Origin of the sequence: Streptomyces sp. NPDC002935, from assembly GCF_040611295.1 — a bacterium.
In the GTDB taxonomy this organism is placed as follows: Bacteria; Actinomycetota; Actinomycetes; order Streptomycetales; family Streptomycetaceae; genus Streptomyces.
Map to the genome: position 1 here is coordinate 12,930 of NZ_JBEXNW010000007.1, position 17,682 is coordinate 30,611.

Genomic DNA, 17,682 nt, shown 5'->3' on the forward strand with positions numbered 1-17,682 from the left:
GTGTTCCAACGCACACCTGCACCAGAAAGGTTCCCCGCCCATGGAGGCAAAGGCGATCCGGCTCCAGGGCCTGCGAAAGGCGTTCGGTGACACGACCGCCGTGGCCGGAGTCGATCTGGAGATAGCCGACGGCGAGTTCTTCTCGATGCTCGGCCCGTCCGGTTCGGGCAAGACGACCGTGCTGCGGATGATCGCCGGATTCGAGAGCCCGACCGCGGGCCGGATCGAACTGGCCGGCCAGGAGGTCACGGGTCTCGCCCCCTTCGAACGGGACGTGCACACCGTCTTCCAGGACTACGCCCTGTTCCCGCACATGACCGTCGAGCAGAACGTCGCCTACGGCCTCAAGGTCCGCAAGGTGCACAAGGCCGAGCGGCTCGTCCGGGCCCGCAAGGCGCTCGCCGACGTACGCCTCGAAGGGTTCGGCCGACGCCGTCCGGGCCAGCTCTCCGGCGGTCAGCGCCAGCGCGTCGCCCTCGCCAGGGCCCTCGTCGGCCGGCCCCGCGTCCTGCTGCTCGACGAGCCGCTCGGTGCCCTCGACCTCAAGCTGCGCGAGCAGATGCAGGTCGAACTCAAGGCGATCCAGCGCGAGGTCGGCATCACCTTCGTGTTCGTCACCCACGACCAGGAGGAGGCCCTGACGATGAGCGACCGTATCGCCGTCTTCAACCAGGGCCGCGTCGAACAGGTCGGCACCCCGGCCGAGATCTACGAACGCCCCGCCACCCCGTTCGTCGCGGGCTTCGTCGGCACGTCCAACCTGCTCGACGGGCAGTCGGCGCAGCAGGTCGTCGGCGCCCCGGGCACCTACAGCATTCGCCCGGAGAAGATCCGGGTCCTCAAGGAGTCAGCCGATTCCGCCGATTCCGCCGAGGCGGACGATCCGGAGCACTCCACCACCACCGGCACCGTCGCCGAGGTCGTCTACCTGGGCGACGCCACCCGCTTCCTGGTGGACCTCGACGCGGGCGGCCGCCTCACCGCGCTCCAGCAGAACCTGGAGACCTCCTCCGAGGACGTCGCCGCCCTGCGCGGCACCCGGGTCCGGCTCCAGTGGCACCGCCGCCACACCTTCCAGGTCCCCGACCCCCGCTGACTCCCCCGCCCAGTCCCCCGTCACGTATGGAGTACGTCGTGCGCCTCACCCCAACCCTCAAGGCCGTCACCGCCGTCGCGGTGCTCCTCGCGGCCACCGCCTGTGGATCGTCCGACACCGGCTCCTCCTCGTCCACCGGCCTCAACCCGCCCGACCTCAAGGCGCAGTCGAAGCTCGGCAAGACCGAGGGGCAGGTCAACCTGATCGCCTGGGCCGGCTACGTCGAGGACGGTTCCAACGACCCCAAGGTCGACTGGGTCGGCGACTTCGAGAAGCAGACCGGCTGCCAGGTCAACTCCAAGGTGGCCGCCAGCTCCGACGAGATGGTCAAGCTGATGAAGACCGGCCAGTACGACGCTGTCTCCGCCTCCGGGGACGCCTCCCTGCGCCTCATAGCCTCGGGCGACGCGGCCCCGGTCAACACCGGCCTCGTACCGAACTACAAGGACGTCTTCAGCGGTCTGAAGAAGGGCGCCTGGAACTCCGTCGAGGGCCAGATGTACGGCATCCCGCACGGCCGGGGCGCCAACCTCCTGATGTACAACACCGAGAAGGTCACCCCCGCGCCCACGTCCTGGTCCGCCGTCTTCGACGACGCCTCGGCGCACAAGGGCCACGTCACCGCGTACGACTCGCCGATCTACATCGCCGACGCGGCGCTCTATCTGAAGTCGGCCAGGCCCGAGTTGAAGATCAAGGACCCCTACGCCCTCGACCAGAAGCAGTTCGACGCGGCCGTCGCCCTGCTGAAGAAGCAGAGCGCGAACGTGGGGGAGTACTGGAGCGACTACCTCAAGGAGATCTCCGCGTTCAAGAGCGGGGACTCCGAGGTCGGCACCACCTGGCAGGTCATCGCCAACCTCACGGCCGACGAGGGCGCCAAGGTGAAGGCCTTCGTGCCCAAGGAGGGTTCCACCGGCTGGTCCGACACCTGGATGGTCTCGGCCAAGGCCGAGCACCCCAACTGCGCCTACAAGTGGATGGACTGGATCATCTCGCCGAAGGTGAACGCCCAGGTCGCCGAGTACTTCGGTGAGGCGCCGGCCAACTCCAAGGCGTGCGTGGAGACCAGCGACAAGACCTTCTGCGACACCTACCACGCGACCGACGAGAGCTACTGGAAGAACATCGCGTTCTGGAACACGCCCATCGAGCAGTGCCTGGACGGCCGCACCGACGTCAAGTGCGTCCCGTACGCGAAGTGGGTCCAGGCCTGGACCGAGATCAAGGGCTGAACGAGAGATGACCTCCACCCCGCAGGCCGCCGGACGCTCCCCCGTCCGGCGGCTCGCCGGGACCCTGCACCGGCACTCCCGGCTACGGCTGTCCCTGCTCCTGACCGCACCCCTGCTCTGGCTCGCGGTGCTCTATCTCGGCTCGCTGGCCGTGCTGTTCGTGTCGGCGTTCTGGACGACGAACTCCTTCACCTCCGAGGTCGTGAAGGTCTGGTCGACCGACAACTTCCACCAGCTCTTCACCACGCCCGTGTACCGGCAGGTGATCCTGCGCAGCATCGGCGTCGCCCTCGCGGTCACCGTCCTGTGCGCGGTGATCGCCTTCCCGGTCGCCTTCTACACGGCCCGCATCGCCCGGCCCGAGCGGCGTCCGCTGCTCGTGGTCGCCATCCTCACCCCGCTGTGGGCGAGTTACCTCGTCAAGGTGTACGCCTGGCGGCTGATCCTCTCCCAAGGCGGCCTCGCCGACTGGATGTTGAAGCCCTTCGGACTGAGCGGACCCGGGTACGGACTCGTCGCGGCGATCATCGCGCTGACCTATCTCTGGCTGCCGTACATGATCCTGCCGATCCACACCGCGCTGGAGCAGTTGCCCGCCAACCTGCTGGACGCGTCAGCGGACTTGGGGGCCGGCGCGGCCCGCACCTTCCGATCCGTCGTACTGCCGATGGTCCTGCCGTCCGTGGCCGCCGGCTCGGTCTTCACCTTCTCGCTCAGCCTCGGCGACTACATCACCGTGCAGATCGTCGGCGGCAAGACCCAGCTCATCGGCAACGTCGTCTACTCGAACATCGAACTGAACCTGCCCATGGCCGCCGCACTCGGCACGGTCCCCGTCGTGGTCATCGTGGTGTACCTCCTCGCGATGCGCCGCACGGGCGCCCTGAGCAGTCTCTGAGGAGCCCGCTGTGCAACTCTCCCGTTCCGCGCGTGTCGCGCTGCGCGTCGCCGCCGGGATCGGCTTCGCGTTCATCTACGTGCCGCTCGCGCTCGTCATGGTCAACTCCTTCAACCCGGACCGCAGCGCGAGCTGGCCGCCGTCGGGGCTCACCTTCCACTGGTGGACGGTCGCCTGGACGAACGAGGGCGCCCGCGCGGCCCTGTGGGTCTCGGTCAAGGCGGGCCTCGGTGCCACGGCGATCGCCCTCGTGCTGGGCACGCTCATCGCCTTCGCGGTCGCCCGCCACCGCTTCTTCGGCCGCGACGCCATCTCCTTCGTGGTCGTCCTGCCGATCGCGCTGCCCGGCATCGTCACGGGCATCGCGCTCAACTCGGCGTTCAGCACGGTGCTCGAACCGCTCGGCGTCGGACTCGGCATGTTCACCGTGATCGTCGGCCACGCGACCTTCTGCATCGTCGTCGTCTTCAACAACGTCGTCGCACGACTGCGCCGCACGTCCGGCACGTACGAGGAAGCCGCGATGGACCTGGGCGCGGACACCTTCCGCGCCTTCGTCGACGTCACCTTCCCGCTGGTGCGCTCGGCGCTGCTGGCCGGCGGACTGCTCGCCTTCGCGCTGTCCTTCGACGAGATCGTCGTGACGACGTTCACGGCCGGGCCCGGCATCGAGACACTGCCGATCTGGATCTTCAACAACATGACCAGGCCCCGGCAGGCCCCGGTCGTGAACGTCGTGGCCGCCGTACTCGTCCTGCTCTCGGTGATTCCGATCTACGCGGCACAGCGGCTGTCCGCCGACACGGCGGCCGAGAGCAGGATCTGAACGGGCGGCGAGTGGCCGGTGAGCCCGCTCCCGGCGGCGAGCGGGCCACGGCCGGGCCCCCGGCGGGCCGGGACTATCCGGCGAACTCTCCCATCCACGCCTCGACTTCGTCGGCCGAGCGGGGGAGCGCGCCCGAGAGGTTCTCGTAGCCGTCGTCCGTGACCAGGAGGTCGTCCTCGATCCGAACACCGATGCCGCGCCACTCCTCGGGCACCGTCAGGTCGTCCGGCTGGAAGTAGAGGCCCGGCTCCACGGTGAGGACCATGCCCGGCTCCAGGACGCCACCGACATAGTCCTCGTTGCGGGCCCGGGCACAGTCGTGGACATCGAGCCCGAGCATGTGTCCGGTGCCCGCCATGGTGAAGCGGCGCTGCAGACCGAGGTCGAAGGCGCGCTCCACCGGGCCCTCGATGAAGCCCCAGGCCACCAGCCGCTCGGTCATCGACCACTGGGCGGCGTCATGGAAGTCGCGGTACCGGGCACCCGGCTTCACCGCCGCCATGCCCGCCTCCTGCGCCGCGTACACCGCGTCGTAGACCTTCCGCTGGAGCGGAGTGAACGTGCCGCTGATCGGGAGGGTGCGGGTCACGTCGGCGGTGTAGAGGGTGCGGGTCTCCACGCCCGCGTCGAGCAGCAGCAGTTCGCCGGGGCGGACCGGTCCGTCGTTCTCCACCCAGTGCATGATCGTGGCGTGCTCGCCGGCCGCGCAGATCGAGCCGTAGCCGACGTCGTTGCCCTCGACGCGGGCGCGGCGGAAGAAGGTGGCCTCGATCCAGCGCTCCGAGGTGGCGACCGCCTGCGACAACTCCCGTACGACATCGGTGAATCCGCGGACGGTGGAGTCCACCGCCCGGCGCAGCTCGCCGATCTCCCACGCGTCCTTGACCAGCCGCAGCCCGGACAGCGCCTCCTCCAGCTCGGCGTCCCGGTCCTCGTCCGTGACGAGCGCCGCCTCGATCGCGGGGGCATGGCCGCGGACGACACGGGTCGGGACACCGCTGCCCGCCAGGTCCTCGGAGATCGCGCGGATGTCACGGCAGGGGAGCCCGAGCACCTGCTGCGACTCGGCGAGGGAGCGGCGGCGGCCCATCCACAGCTCGGCCGTCATGCCCGTCCAGAACTCGTCGCTGTCCCGGCTGTCGCGGGGGAGCTGGTAGCAGTGCGCGTCGTGACCGCCCTCGGCGCGCGGCTCCAACACGAGTGCGCCGTCACGGGTCTGATCACCCGTCAGATGGACATAGCCCGAGTACGGGCGGAACGGGTAGTGGGTGTCGTTCGACCGGGTCTTCAGACCTCCGGACGGGATGACCAGCCGCTCGCCCGGGAAGAGGACGGAGAGCGCGGCGCGACGGCGGGCCGCGTGGGCCGCCTGCTCGTCCGGCCGCAGCTCGTGCTGCTCGGTGTCGGCCCAGCCCGTGCGCATCAGGGCGGACAGCTCGTCGGAGATTCCTCGGTAGAGACCGTTCTTTCGGCCCTTGGCCACGTCAGGCACCTTCTCGTGTAGGTCGTGTCGCGCAGGTCCAGGTCGTTTCGCGCGGGTCGGGCCGTCCGGAGCGCGCCCGACGGGACGTACGGGTGCAGCGTCCGTGCGGGGGCGTCGACCGTTCCGCGCGAGAGAAGCATGTGACATAGTACTGATGTGAGCAAGCCATTTACCTGCGATGTCGTGGTCGTCGGGGCCGGAATGGTGGGCGCGGCCTGCGCACTGTACGCGGCTCGCGCGGGCCTCGACGTCACCGTGGTGGACCGCGGCCCGGTGGCCGGCGGCACGACCGGCGCGGGCGAGGGAAACCTGCTCGTCTCCGACAAGGAACCCGGGCCCGAGCTCGACCTCGCACTGCTCTCCGGGCGCCTGTGGACCGACCTCGCCCAGGAACGGGCGGAAGCGATCGAGTACGAGGCCAAGGGCGGCGTCGTGGTGGCCTCCACGCCCGAAGGGCTGACCGCGCTGGAGACTTTCGCGGCGGGCCAGCGGGCGGCCGGTGTCCTCGCCGAGTCGGTCGCCGCCGACCGACTCCACGACCTGGAACCGTACTTGGCGCCCGGACTCGCGGGTGCCGTGCACTATCCGCAGGACACCCAGGTGATGCCCGCCCTGGCCGCCGCGCATCTTCTACGGGCCTCGGGGGCGCGGCTGCTGACCGGGCGCACCGTGACCGAGGTGCAGCGCGCGGGGGACGGCTCGGTCCGCGGCGTGCGCACCGACCGGGGTGATCTGCACGCGCCGGCCGTCGTCAACGCGGCCGGGACCTGGGGCGCGGCGGTGGCCTCCCTCGCCGGTGTCACTCTCCCCGTGCTGCCCCGCCGAGGCTTCGTCCTCGTCACCGAACCCCTGCCGCGCCGGGTGCGCCACAAGGTGTACGCCGCGGACTACGTCGCCGATGTCGCCAGCGACTCGGCCGCTCTGCAGACCTCGCCGGTGGTGGAGGGGACAGCGGCCGGGCCCATCCTGATCGGCGCCAGCCGGGAACGGGTGGGCTTCGACCGGTCGTTCTCGCTGCCCGTCGTCCGGGAACTGGCCGCGGGCGCCACGCGCCTCTTCCCCTTCCTGTCGGACGTACGCGCCCTGCGGACCTACCTCGGCTTCCGGCCCTACCTGCCCGACCATCTGCCGGCGATCGGCCCCGACCCCCGGGCGCCAGGTCTCTTCCACGCCTGCGGGCACGAGGGGGCGGGCATCGGACTGTCCACCGGGACCGGACAGCTCATCGCGCAGGTCCTGGCCGGCCTCACACCCGACCTCGACCTCACGCCGTTCCGGCCCGACCGCTTCTCCGAGGAGGCCGCGTGAACCCTCTGGACCTGGTGCGGGCCGCGCCCGGCCCCGCGTTCACCGTCACGCTCGACGGCCGGGACGTCGAGGCGCTGCCCGGCCAGACCGTCGCCGCCGCACTGTGGGCCGCGGGCATCACCTCCTGGCGCACCACCCGTGACGCCGGCCGGCCCCGCGGTGTCTTCTGCGGCATCGGCGTCTGCTTCGACTGCCTCGTCACCGTCAACGACCGTCCCAACCAGCGGGCCTGTCTGGTCCCGCTGCGGCCGGGCGACACGATCCGCACACAGGAAGGCACGGGCCACGATGACTGAGGGACGCCTCCACCTCGCGGTGATCGGCGCGGGCCCGGCCGGCCTCGCCGCGTCCCTCGCGGCGGCGGCACACGGCATCCACGTCACGCTGATCGACGCGGCCGCGGCGGCGGGCGGGCAGTTCTACCGCCGCCCCGCGAGCGGGCTGGGCGCCCGCCGGCCCCAGGCGCTGCACCATCAGTGGCGCACGTGGGAACGGCTGGAGCAGGGGCTCGCCGGACACCTGGAAGCGGGCACGATCGAGCACTTGACGGACCATCATGTCTGGCTGGTCGAACGGGCCGGGGTGGCCGCCCGACCCGGATTCACGGTCCATTCCCTCCTCGGTCCTCTCCAGGAGCGCTCCGGCACCGTGCGCGCCGACGCCGTGCTCCTCGCCACCGGCGGATACGAGAAGGTGCTGCCCTTTCCCGGCTGGACCCTCCCCGGCGTCGTGACCGCGGGCGGCGCCCAGGCCATGCTCAAGGGCGGCCTCGTCGTGCCGGGGCGGACGGCTGTCGTCGCGGGCACCGGACCGCTGCTGCTGCCCGTGGCGACCGGACTGGCCGCCGCCGGGGTCGAGGTCGCCGCGCTCGTGGAGTCCGCCGAGCCGAGAGCGTTCGTCCGCAGGGCCGGGGCGCTGGCGGCTCAGCCGGGCAAGCTCGCCGAGGGAGCCCGTTACGCCGTTCAACTCCTGCGTCATCGCGTGCCGTTCGTTCCGTCGCACACCGTCGTGGAGGCCCATGGCGAGGAGCGGCTCGACGCCGTCACCGTCGCAGCGCTCGGCCGGGACGGGAGGGTCAGGCCCGGAACCGAGCGCCGTATTCCCTGCGACACGCTCGCCGTCGGACACGGGATGATCCCGCACACCGATCTCGCCGAAGCGCTCGGCTGCCGTATAGACGGGCTGAAGGTCGAGGTGGACGACGAGCAGCGCACCGACGTGCCCGGCATCTGGGCCGCGGGTGAGACCACCGGCATCGGCGGCGCCGCGCTCTCCCTGGCCGAGGGACACATCGCGGGCCGGTCGATCGCCGCCCGGCTCTCCGGCGCGGAACCCGACCCGCGCTCCGTGGCCCGGGCTGCCAGGTCCCGTACAAGAATGCGGAGGTTCTTCGCCGCACTCGACACGGTGTACGCGCCGCCCGCGCACTGGACGGACCAGGTCACCGACGACACCGTCGTGTGCCGCTGCGAGGAGGTCACCGGCGGCCGCGTCCGCGAGGCCGTCGCCGACCTGGGCGCCGGCGACGTACGGACGGTGAAGCTGCTCACCCGCGCCGGGATGGGATGGTGCCAGGGCCGGATGTGCGAACCCGCGGTCGCCGGGCTCGTCGGCTGCGAACAGACGGCCGCACGGCGGCTGTTGGCCCGCCCGGTACCGCTCGGCGTGCTCGCTCGCGCCGGGACGGACGATGACGGCTGACACATGGCCCGGACCCTCCCTCCGGCCCTCCGTGACCCGCCTCGCCGACCCGGCCTCCGGTGACCCGCCTCGCCGACCCCGCCCTCTGGACCCGCCTCACCGCGCCCTCTTCCGGCACGCGCCCTTCCGCCCCTCCGACATGCACCCCTCCGACACGACCCCGCCGACTTGACCTCGCCCCCACCCCGACCGGCAGTAAAATGTCACACCCTATTGAGAGGGATGAACACCTCATGACCGTCACCCCCGACAGCCGCCCCTGGCGCGGAGTCCTCGTCGCCACCGCGCTCCCGCTCGACGACGACCTCTCCGTGAACTACGACCGGTACGCCGAGCACTGCGCCTGGCTCGTCGAGAACGGCTGCGACGGCGTCGTACCGAACGGCTCCCTCGGTGAGTACCAGGTGCTCACGCCCGAAGAGCGCGCCAAGGTCGTCGAGACCGCCGTCGCCGCGGTCGGGGGCTCCCGGGTGATGCCCGGCGTCGCCGCGTACGGCTCGGCCGAGGCCCGCCGCTGGGCCGAGCAGGCGAGGGACGCGGGCTGCGGCGCCGTGATGCTGCTTCCGCCCAACGCCTATCGCGCGGACGAGCGTTCCGTCCTCGCCCACTACGAAGAGGTCGCCCGGGCCGGCGTCCCGGTCGTGGCGTACAACAACCCGATCGACACCAAGGTCGACCTGGTGCCCGAACTCCTCGCGAAGCTGCACGCCGCCGGTTCCATCCAGGGGGTCAAGGAGTTCTCCGGCGATGTGCGCCGCGCCTACCGCATCGCCGAACTGGTCCCGGAACTCGACCTGTTGATCGGCGCCGACGACGTCCTTCTCGAACTCGCCGTCGCGGGGGCCAAGGGCTGGGTGGCCGGCTACCCGAACGCGCTGCCCCGCGCGAGCGTCGAGCTCTACCGCGCCGCCGTCGCCGGTGACCTGGACACGGCGGGCAAGCTCTACCGTGAACTGCACCCGCTGCTGCGCTGGGACTCCCAGGTCGAGTTCGTCCAGGCCATCAAGCTGTCCATGGACATCGTCGGCCGCCACGGAGGTCCGGTCCGGCCGCCGCGCGTCCCCCTGCTGCCCGAGCAGGAGGCCGCCGTGCGCCTGGCCACGCACCGGGCCGTCGCCGCCGGTCTCGCCTGAGCCGTGACCGGCCTCCATGCCCCTGCCGACCTCACTCAGCCGACCTCACTCAGGAGTGCCATGCGCAGCAAACTCGTCCTGCACGCCGTCGACTCGCACACCGAGGGCATGCCCACGCGGGTGATCACCGGCGGGATCGGCACGGTCCCGGGCGCGACCATGAACGAGCGGCGGCTGTACTTCCGTGAGCACCGCGACGACATCAAGCAGTTCCTGATGAACGAGCCGCGCGGCCACGCGGCGATGAGCGGCGCCATCCTCCAGCCGCCCACCCGGCCGGACTGCGACTACGGCGTGATCTACATCGAGGTGTCGGGCTATCTGCCGATGTGCGGACACGGCACCATCGGGGTCGCGACGGTGCTGGTGGAGACCGGCATGGTCGAGGTCGTCGAGCCCGTGACCACGATCCGGCTCGACACCCCGGCGGGTCACGTCGTCGCCGAGGTCGCCGTCGAGGACGGCGCGGCCAAGGCGGTCACGCTGAAGAACGTGCCGTCCTTCGCCGTCGGCCTCGACCGCAAGGCCACCCTCGCCGACGGCCGCACGGTGACGTACGACCTGGCCTACGGCGGGAACTTCTACGCGATCCTGCCGCTGGAGCAGTTCGGCCTGCCCTTCGACCGCTCCCGCAAGGACGAGATCCTCGCGGCGGGACTGGCGCTGATGGACGCGATCAACGCCGAGGGCGAGCCCGTGCACCCGGAGGACCCGTCCATCCGGGGCTGCCACCACGTCCACTTGTACGCGCCCGGGGCCACGGCCCGCTTCTCGCGGCATGCTATGGCGATCCACCCCGGCTGGTTCGACCGTTCGCCCTGCGGTACGGGCACCAGCGCTCGCATGGCCCAGCTGCACGCCCGGGGTGAACTCCCCCTGGACACCGAGTTCGTGAACGAGTCCTTCATCGGGACGCGGTTCACCGGGCGGCTGCTCGGCACGACCGAGGTCGCCGGGATGCCCGCCGTGCTGCCCAGCTTCACGGGGCGCGCGTGGATCACGGGGACCGCCCAGTACCTGCTCGACCCCTCGGACCCGTTCCCGGCCGGGTTCGTCCTGTGAGCGGCCCCGCTCCGGGGCGTGGATACTGGTAGCCCGAGTAACACGTGATATGGCACACGCGCCACCCGGCCGGTACGACGAGACGACGTACCGGCCCGTACGAGGAGACCCCGATGGCCGCCCAGCGCAGCAGCGCACCCTCAGCCGCTCCCGACCTGCCCACGCTGGGGGGCAAGCGGAGCAGCTACCGCGAGCGCGTGGCCGACGCGCTGCGCGCCGCGCTGATCGCGGGCGAACTGCGGGCCGGCGAGATCTACTCGGCGCCCACGCTGGCGGCCCGCTTCGGGGTATCGGCGACGCCGGTCCGCGAGGCCATGCTCGACCTGGCCAAGGAGGGTCTGGTCGACACGGTGCCGAACAAGGGGTTCCGGGTCACGGCGGTCTCGGAGAAGCAGCTCGACGAATACACCCACATCCGCTCGCTCATCGAGATCCCCACCGTCGTGCAGTTGGCCACCACGGCGGACCCCGTCTCGCTGGAGGCGCTGCGGCCGGCCGCCCGGGAGATCGTGACCGCGGCGGCCGCCGGTGATCTCATCGCCTACGTGGAGGCGGACATCCGCTTCCACCTCGGCCTGCTGGCCCTCGCGGGCAACGCGCATCTGGTCGAGGTCGTCGGAGACCTGCGCAAGCGCTCGCGCCTGTACGGGCTCACCGCCCTGGTCGAGGCAGGCCGTCTGGAGGCCTCGGCGGAGGAGCACCTGGAACTCCTCGACGCCCTCGTGGAGCGCGACGAGCGCGCCGTCCGCGCGGTGATGACGCGCCATCTGGGCCATGTCCGCGGTCTGTGGGCGGCACCCTGATGATCGCGGCGGGCGCGAGCGTGAAGTAGGGCGATTCTTTACGCAAGCAGCTTGCATTTCTTGCGCTATTCTTGCGCGCATGACGCGACGACTTGCTCAGGTGGCGAAGAAGGTCGGGGTCAGTGAGGCCACGGTCAGCCGGGTGCTCAACGGCAAGCCCGGAGTCTCCGCCTCCACTCGGCAGGCGGTGCTCTCCGCCCTCGACGTCCTCGGCTACGAGCGGCCGACCCAGCTGCGCGGCGAACGCGCGCGGCTCGTCGGGCTCGTCCTGCCCGAGCTGCAGAACCCGATCTTCCCGGCCTTCGCCGAAGTGATCGGCGGAGCGCTCGCGCAGCTCGGTCTCACCCCGGTGCTCTGCACCCAGACCAAGGGCGGGGTCTCCGAGGCCGACTATGTGGAGCTGCTGCTCCAGCAGCAGGTCTCCGGCGTGGTGTTCGCCGGCGGTCTGTACGCCCAGGCCGACGCGCCGCACGACCACTACCGGCTGCTCGCGGACCGCAATATTCCGGTGGTGCTGGTCAACGCGGCCATCGAGCACCTCGGCTTCCCCTGTGTCTCCTGCGACGACGCCGTCGCCGTCGAGCAGGCCTGGCGTCATCTCGACTCGCTCGGCCACGAGCGGATCGGGCTCGTCCTCGGCCCCGGCGACCACATGCCCTCGGGCCGCAAGCTCGCGGCGGCGCGCGCTCTCGCGCCGGACCTGCCCGACGAGCACGTCGCCCGGGCGATGTTCTCGCTGGAGGGCGGTCAGGCCGCGGCCACCCGGCTGCTCGACCGCGGTGTCACCGGCATCATCTGCGCCAGCGACCCGCTCGCGCTCGGCGCCGTACGGGCCGCCCGCCGCAAGGGGCTCAGCGTCCCGGGTGAGATCTCCGTCGTCGGGTACGACGACTCGGCGTTCATGAACTGCACCGAACCCCCGCTGACCACGGTCCGCCAGCCGATCGAGGCCATGGGGCGCGCGGCGGTGGAGCTGCTGAACGCGCAGATCGGCGGCAGCAGTGTGACCGCCGAAGAGCTCCTTTTCGAACCGGAGTTGGTGGTCCGCGGGTCGACCGGGCAGGCGCCGCGCGGCTGAGGTCCGCGAGGGGCGTCCGTGACGCAGGTCCGTGACGGAGGTCCGCAACCACCCGCCCCAATGACCCCTACCCCTGTCAAATAATTACAGATTCTGCGCGACATCTTGCGGACAGATGTCGGCAGTGCTTGAGTGTGCGGCGCCAGAACACGGCGGCGCGCCCGCCGTGGGCCTTCCTCGCTCCTGCCCGAAGGGGTCCACCAATGAGAAACACCGGGTTCCGCCGTACCTTCGTCATGCTCATGGCGTCCTCCGTCGCGCTCACCGCAACCGCCTGCGGTTCGGGCGACGACGACACGGCCGACGGAAAGACCCGCATCACGGTCAACTGCGAGCCGCCGAAGAGCGCCAAGGTCGACCGCTCGTTCTTCGACGCCGACATCAAGGCGTTCGAGAAGGCCAACCCGGACATCGACGTCGTCGCGCACGACGCGTTCCCGTGTCAGGACCCCAAGACCTTCGACGCCAAGCTGGCGGGCGGTCAGATGGAGGACGTGTTCTACACGTACTTCACCGACGCCAAACACGTCGTCGACGTCAACCAGGCCGCCGACATCACGAGTTACGTCAAGGACCTCAAGAGCTACAGCACCATCCAGCAGCAGCTGCGCGACATCTACACCGTCGACGGCAAGATCTACGGAATCCCCCGCACCGGCTACTCGATGGGCCTCATCTACAACAAGAAGCTCTTCGAGAAGGCCGGCCTCGACCCCGAGAAGCCCCCGGCCACCTGGGAAGAGCTGCGCGCGGACGCCAAGAAGATAGCCGCGCTCGGCAAGGGCACGGTCGGCTACGCCGACTACAGCGCGCAGAACCAGGGCGGCTGGCACTTCACCGCCGAGCTCTACTCGCAGGGCGGGAACGTCGTCGGTGAGGACGGCAAGAAGTCCACGATCGACAGCCCCGAGGGCAAGGCGGTCCTGCAGAACCTCAAGGACATGCGCTGGAGCGACAACTCCATGGGCAGCAAGCAGTTGCTGGTCATCAACGACGTCCAGCAGATGATGGGCTCCGGCAAGCTCGGCATGTACCTCTCCGCGCCCGACAACATCCCGATCCTCGTCAAGGAGAAGGGCGGCAACTACAACGACCTCGCCCTCGCGCCCATGCCCGGCGGCAAGGGCACGCTCATCGGCGGCGACGGCTACATGTTCAACAAGAAAGACACCCCGGAGCAGATCAAGGCCGGCCTCAAGTGGCTCGAGCACATGTTCCTGACGCCCGGCGACGGCTTCCTCGGTGACTACGCCCGCGCCAAGCAGAACAACGCCCCCGTCGGCCTGCCCGAGCCGCGCCTGTTCACCGGCGCCGCGGACACCAAGGACCAAGAGGTCAAGAAGGCCAACGCCAACGTGCCCGTGGAGAACTACCAGGCCTTCCTCGACGGCAACCAGAGCCTGCAGATGAAGATCGAGCCCCCGCAGGCGCAGCAGATCTACTCCGTCCTCGACGGCGCCGTCTCCGCGGTCCTCACCAAGAGGGACGCCGACGTCGACCAGCTCCTCAAGGACGCCTCCGGAAAGATCGACTCCATCCTGGCCCGAGGCTGACACCGTTCATGAAGACCGCATCGAAGCCCCCCGCAGCGCTCCCTCCGGCCGCCGTCGGCGTGCCGGAGGTGCCGCGGTCGGCCGGGCGCCGGACCGGGGGACCGTGGCGCCGGCGCCTGGCCGACCAGTCCCGCGCCTACGCCTTCCTGATCGGCGGCCTGCTCTGCTTCGCCCTGTTCTCCTGGTATCCGGCGATCCGCGCGGTCGTGATCGCCTTCCAGAAGTACACGCCGGGCAGCGGCGGCGAATGGGTCGGCACCGCCAACTTCACCCGGGTCTTCCACGACCCGGAGTTCACCGCCGCCTGGCGCAACACCCTCACCTTCACGCTCCTCGCCCTGCTCATCGGCTTCGCCGTCCCCTTCGTGATGGCGCTGGTGCTCAACGAACTGCGGCACGCGAAAGCCTTCTTCAGAGTCGTGGTCTATCTACCGGTGATGATCCCGCCGGTGGTCAGCGCCCTGCTGTGGAAGTGGTTCTACGATCCCGGAGCGGGCCTCGCCAACGAGACGCTGCGCGCTCTGCACCTGCCGACCTCGAACTGGTCCAACGGCGCCGACACCGCCCTCGTCTCCCTGGTCATCGTCGCCACCTGGGCCAACCTCGGCGGCACCGTCCTGATCTACCTCGCCGCGCTCCAGAGCATCCCCGGCGAGCTGTACGAGGCGGCCGAGCTGGACGGCGCGAACATCTGGCAGCGGGTCCGGCATGTCACGATCCCGCAGACCCGCTTCATCATCCTCATGCTGATGCTGTTGCAGATCATCGCCACCATGCAGGTCTTCACCGAGCCGTTCGTGATCACCGGCGGCGGCCCCGAGGACAAGACCGTCACGGTGCTCTACCTGATCTACAAGTACGCCTTCCTCTACAACGACTTCGGCGGGGCCTGCGCGCTCAGCGTCATGCTGCTCGTCCTGCTCAGCGCCTTCTCCGCGCTGTACCTGCGGCTGACCCGCTCGGAAGGGGACGACACATGAGCACGCGCACCCTGGTCTCCCCGCTCACCCTGTCCCGCCCGCGCGGCAGGGCCGTCTACTGGACGGTCTTCAGCGGTGTCGTCCTGCTCTTCGCGCTGGCCTTCCTCTTCCCCGTCTACTGGATGGTGACCGGCGCCATGAAGTCGCCGGACGAGGTGACGCGCACACCGCCGACCCTCGTGCCGGACCACTGGCACCTCGGCGGGTACACCGACGCGTGGGACCTGATGGACCTGCCCACGCACCTGTGGAACACGGTCGTCCAGGCGGCCGGGGCCTGGCTTCTCCAGCTCGTCTTCTGCACCGCCGCGGCCTACGCCCTGTCCAAGCTGAAGCCGGCCTTCGGCAAGGTGATCCTCGGCGGCATCCTCGCCACCCTGATGGTCCCGGCGCAGGCCCTGGTCGTCCCGAAGTACCTGACGGTCGCCGACCTGCCCCTCATCCACACCAGTCTGCTCAACGACCCGCTGGGCATCTGGCTGCCGGCCGTCGCCAACGCCTTCAACCTCTATCTCCTCAAGCGCTTCTTCGACCAGATCCCGCGCGATGTCCTGGAGGCCGCCGAGATCGACGGCGCCGGACGGCTGCGCACCCTGTGGTCGATCGTGCTGCCGATGTCCCGGCCCGTCCTCGGAGTCGTGTCGATCTTCGCCCTGGTCGCAGTCTGGCAGGACTTCCTCTGGCCGCTGATGGTCTTCTCCGACACCGACAAGCAGCCCATCAGCGTGGCGCTCGTCCAGCTCTCGCAGAACATCCAACTGACCGTGCTCATCGCCGCGATGGTGATCGCCAGCATTCCCATGGTCGTGATGTTCCTGGTGTTCCAGCGGCACATCATCGCCGGAATCAGCGCGGGCAGCACCAAGGGCTGACGCCTGTACGTGACCTCCTCGAACGAAAGGCAACGCACCGTGGGACAGCCCCGCCCTGCCCGAAATCAGTCCGCGTGGTGGCGTTCCGCCGTCATCTACCAGGTGTACGTCCGCAGCTTCGCGGACGGCGACGGCGACGGCACCGGCGACCTCGCGGGCGTCCGCGCCAGACTCCCGTACCTCGCCGAACTCGGCGTGGACGCCCTGTGGTTCAACCCCTGGTATCTCTCCCCCCTGGCCGACGGCGGCTACGACGTCGCCGACTACCGCGCCATCGACCCGGCCTTCGGGACACTCGCCGAGGCGGAGAAACTCATCGCCGAGGCCCGGGAGCTGGGCATCCGCACCCTGGTCGACATCGTGCCGAACCATGTCTCCGACCGACACCCCTGGTTCCGGGCGGCCCTGGCGGGCGGCCCCGAGCGCGACCTCTTCCACTTCCGTCCCGGACGCGGCGAACACGGTGAACTCCCGCCCAACGACTGGCCGTCCCAGTTCGCGGGCTCCGCCGAACCGGTGTGGACCCGGCTGCCCGACGGCGACTGGTACCTCCACCTCTTCACCCCCGAGCAGCCCGACCTCAACTGGGCGCACCCGGCCGTCCGCCAGGAGCACGAGGAGATCCTGCGCTTCTGGTTCGAGCGGGGTGTGGCCGGTGTACGCATCGACTCGGCCGCGCTGCTCGCCAAGGACCCGGACCTGCCCGACTTCGTCGAGGGCCGCGACCCGAACCCGTACGTCGACCGCGACGAGCTCCATGACATCTACCGCTCCTGGCGGGCGGTCGCCGACGCCTACGACGGCATCTTCGTCGGCGAGGTCTGGCTCCCCGACACCGAACGCTTCGCCCGCTATCTGCGCCCCGACGAACTGCACACCGCCTTCAACTTCTCCTTTCTGTCCTGCCCTTGGGACGCCGGCCGGCTGCGCACCTCCATCGACGAGACCCTCGCCGAGCACGCCCCCGTGGGGGCGCCCGCCACCTGGGTGCTGTGCAACCACGACGTGACCCGCACGGTCACCCGCTACGGCCGCACGGACTCCGGCTTCGACTTCACCGCCAAGGCCTTCGGCACCCCCACCGACCTGGCTCTCGGTACCCGCCGGGCCCGCGCCGCCGCTCTGCTCTCGCTCGCCCTGCCCGGTTCCGTGTACGTCTACCAGGGCGAGGAACTCGGCGTGCCCGAGGTGGAGTTGCCACTCGACAGCATCCAGGACCCGATGCACTTCCGCTCAGGCGGCACGGACCCGGGCCGCGACGGCTGCCGGGTCCCGCTGCCCTGGGCCGCCGACGCCCCGTACGCCGGATTCGGCGGCGACCCCTGGCTGCCCCAGCCCGCCGGCTGGCCCGCGTACGCCGCCGACCGCCAGGCGGAGGACTCCACCTCGATGCTGAGCCTCTACCGTGCCGCGCTCCGCATCCGCCGCACCGAACCGGGCTTCGGTGACGGCCCGCTGAGCTGGCGGTCCGCACCCGAGAACGTCCTCGCTTTCGCCCGTCCGGACGGCCTGCTCTGTGTCGTCAACCTCTCCGACGGCGCCGTCGAGCTCCCGGAACACTCCCATGTCCTGCTCGTCAGCGGCCCGTTGGACGCCGACGGGTTCCTTCCGCCGGACACGGCGGTCTGGCTGCGCGCCTGAGACCGCCGGACCG

16 protein-coding genes are annotated in these 17,682 nt (G+C 70.3%); 15 read left to right on the forward strand and 1 reads right to left on the reverse strand.

The genetic code is table 11. The annotated features are described in order from the left end of the window. The first annotated feature begins 40 nt into the window (after nt 1-40). Genes ABZX90_RS11210 through ABZX90_RS11225 form a run of 4 tightly spaced genes read left to right on the forward strand, consistent with a single transcriptional unit; the run spans nt 41 to nt 4,055 of the window. Nucleotides 41-1,096, forward strand: coding sequence for an ABC transporter ATP-binding protein (locus tag ABZX90_RS11210; protein ID WP_351119153.1), 1,056 nt, complete (start codon nt 41-43; stop codon nt 1,094-1,096). A gap of 26 nt (nt 1,097-1,122) precedes the next feature. Beyond that, complete coding sequence (locus ABZX90_RS11215) at nt 1,123-2,331, forward strand: ABC transporter substrate-binding protein (RefSeq protein ID WP_351119154.1); 1,209 nt, start codon at nt 1,123-1,125, stop codon at nt 2,329-2,331. Nucleotides 2,332-2,338: 7 nt separating this feature from the next. Then, nucleotides 2,339-3,229 carry an ABC transporter permease gene (locus ABZX90_RS11220; protein WP_351119156.1) on the forward strand — a complete coding sequence of 297 codons (891 nt, stop codon included), beginning with the start codon at nt 2,339-2,341 and terminating at the stop codon, nt 3,227-3,229. 10 nt (nt 3,230-3,239) lie between these two features. Then, nucleotides 3,240-4,055, forward strand: a complete 816-nt coding sequence (locus ABZX90_RS11225; RefSeq protein ID WP_355203647.1) for an ABC transporter permease — start codon at nt 3,240-3,242, stop codon at nt 4,053-4,055. A 73-nt stretch (nt 4,056-4,128) separates the two neighbouring features. On the opposite strand, the gene ABZX90_RS11230 is transcribed toward ABZX90_RS11225, so the two are convergent. After that, the gene (locus ABZX90_RS11230) at nt 4,129-5,538 is read right to left on the reverse strand and encodes an aminopeptidase P family protein (protein WP_355203650.1); all 1,410 of its coding nucleotides are present in this window, start codon (nt 5,536-5,538) and stop codon (nt 4,129-4,131) included. 156 nt (nt 5,539-5,694) lie between these two features. Here ABZX90_RS11230 and ABZX90_RS11235 point away from each other — a divergent pair, with 156 nt between their 5' ends. The 11 genes from ABZX90_RS11235 to ABZX90_RS11285 all read left to right on the forward strand — a co-directional run bounded on the left by ABZX90_RS11235 (nt 5,695) and on the right by ABZX90_RS11285 (nt 17,669). Continuing rightward, a complete protein-coding gene (locus tag ABZX90_RS11235) occupies nt 5,695-6,846 on the forward strand; it encodes an FAD-binding oxidoreductase (protein WP_355203653.1) in 1,152 nt (383 codons plus the stop codon). After that, entirely contained in the window at nt 6,843-7,142 is a 300-nt protein-coding gene (locus ABZX90_RS11240) for a (2Fe-2S)-binding protein (protein WP_355203656.1), read from the forward strand. The genes ABZX90_RS11235 and ABZX90_RS11240 overlap by 4 nt, the downstream gene beginning before the upstream one ends. Next, entirely contained in the window at nt 7,135-8,547 is a 1,413-nt protein-coding gene (locus ABZX90_RS11245) for an FAD-dependent oxidoreductase (RefSeq protein ID WP_355203659.1), read from the forward strand. The genes ABZX90_RS11240 and ABZX90_RS11245 overlap by 8 nt, the downstream gene beginning before the upstream one ends. A 233-nt stretch (nt 8,548-8,780) precedes the next feature. Beyond that, nucleotides 8,781-9,680, forward strand: a complete 900-nt coding sequence (locus tag ABZX90_RS11250) for a dihydrodipicolinate synthase family protein (RefSeq protein ID WP_355203662.1) — start codon at nt 8,781-8,783, stop codon at nt 9,678-9,680. A gap of 60 nt (nt 9,681-9,740) precedes the next feature. Continuing rightward, nucleotides 9,741-10,742: a proline racemase family protein gene (locus ABZX90_RS11255; protein ID WP_355203665.1), complete on the forward strand. Its 1,002-nt coding sequence runs from the start codon at nt 9,741-9,743 to the stop codon at nt 10,740-10,742. 113 nt (nt 10,743-10,855) lie between these two features. Next, nucleotides 10,856-11,545, forward strand: a complete 690-nt coding sequence (locus ABZX90_RS11260) for a GntR family transcriptional regulator (RefSeq protein ID WP_351119171.1) — start codon at nt 10,856-10,858, stop codon at nt 11,543-11,545. A gap of 79 nt (nt 11,546-11,624) precedes the next feature. Next, nucleotides 11,625-12,623 (forward strand): LacI family DNA-binding transcriptional regulator, encoded by a 999-nt coding sequence (locus tag ABZX90_RS11265; RefSeq protein ID WP_351119172.1) that lies wholly within the window; start codon nt 11,625-11,627, stop codon nt 12,621-12,623. A gap of 203 nt (nt 12,624-12,826) precedes the next feature. Further along, on the forward strand, nt 12,827-14,176 hold the full coding sequence (locus ABZX90_RS11270; RefSeq protein ID WP_355203669.1) for a sugar ABC transporter substrate-binding protein: 1,350 nt from the start codon (nt 12,827-12,829) through the stop codon (nt 14,174-14,176). 8 nt (nt 14,177-14,184) lie between these two features. After that, nucleotides 14,185-15,156 carry a sugar ABC transporter permease gene (locus tag ABZX90_RS11275; protein ID WP_351119176.1) on the forward strand — a complete coding sequence of 324 codons (972 nt, stop codon included), beginning with the start codon at nt 14,185-14,187 and terminating at the stop codon, nt 15,154-15,156. Continuing rightward, nucleotides 15,153-16,028, forward strand: a complete 876-nt coding sequence (locus ABZX90_RS11280; RefSeq protein ID WP_351119177.1) for a carbohydrate ABC transporter permease — start codon at nt 15,153-15,155, stop codon at nt 16,026-16,028. The genes ABZX90_RS11275 and ABZX90_RS11280 overlap by 4 nt, the downstream gene beginning before the upstream one ends. A gap of 39 nt (nt 16,029-16,067) precedes the next feature. After that, entirely contained in the window at nt 16,068-17,669 is a 1,602-nt protein-coding gene (locus ABZX90_RS11285) for an alpha-amylase family glycosyl hydrolase (RefSeq protein WP_355203673.1), read from the forward strand. Nucleotides 17,670-17,682 lie beyond the last annotated feature (13 nt).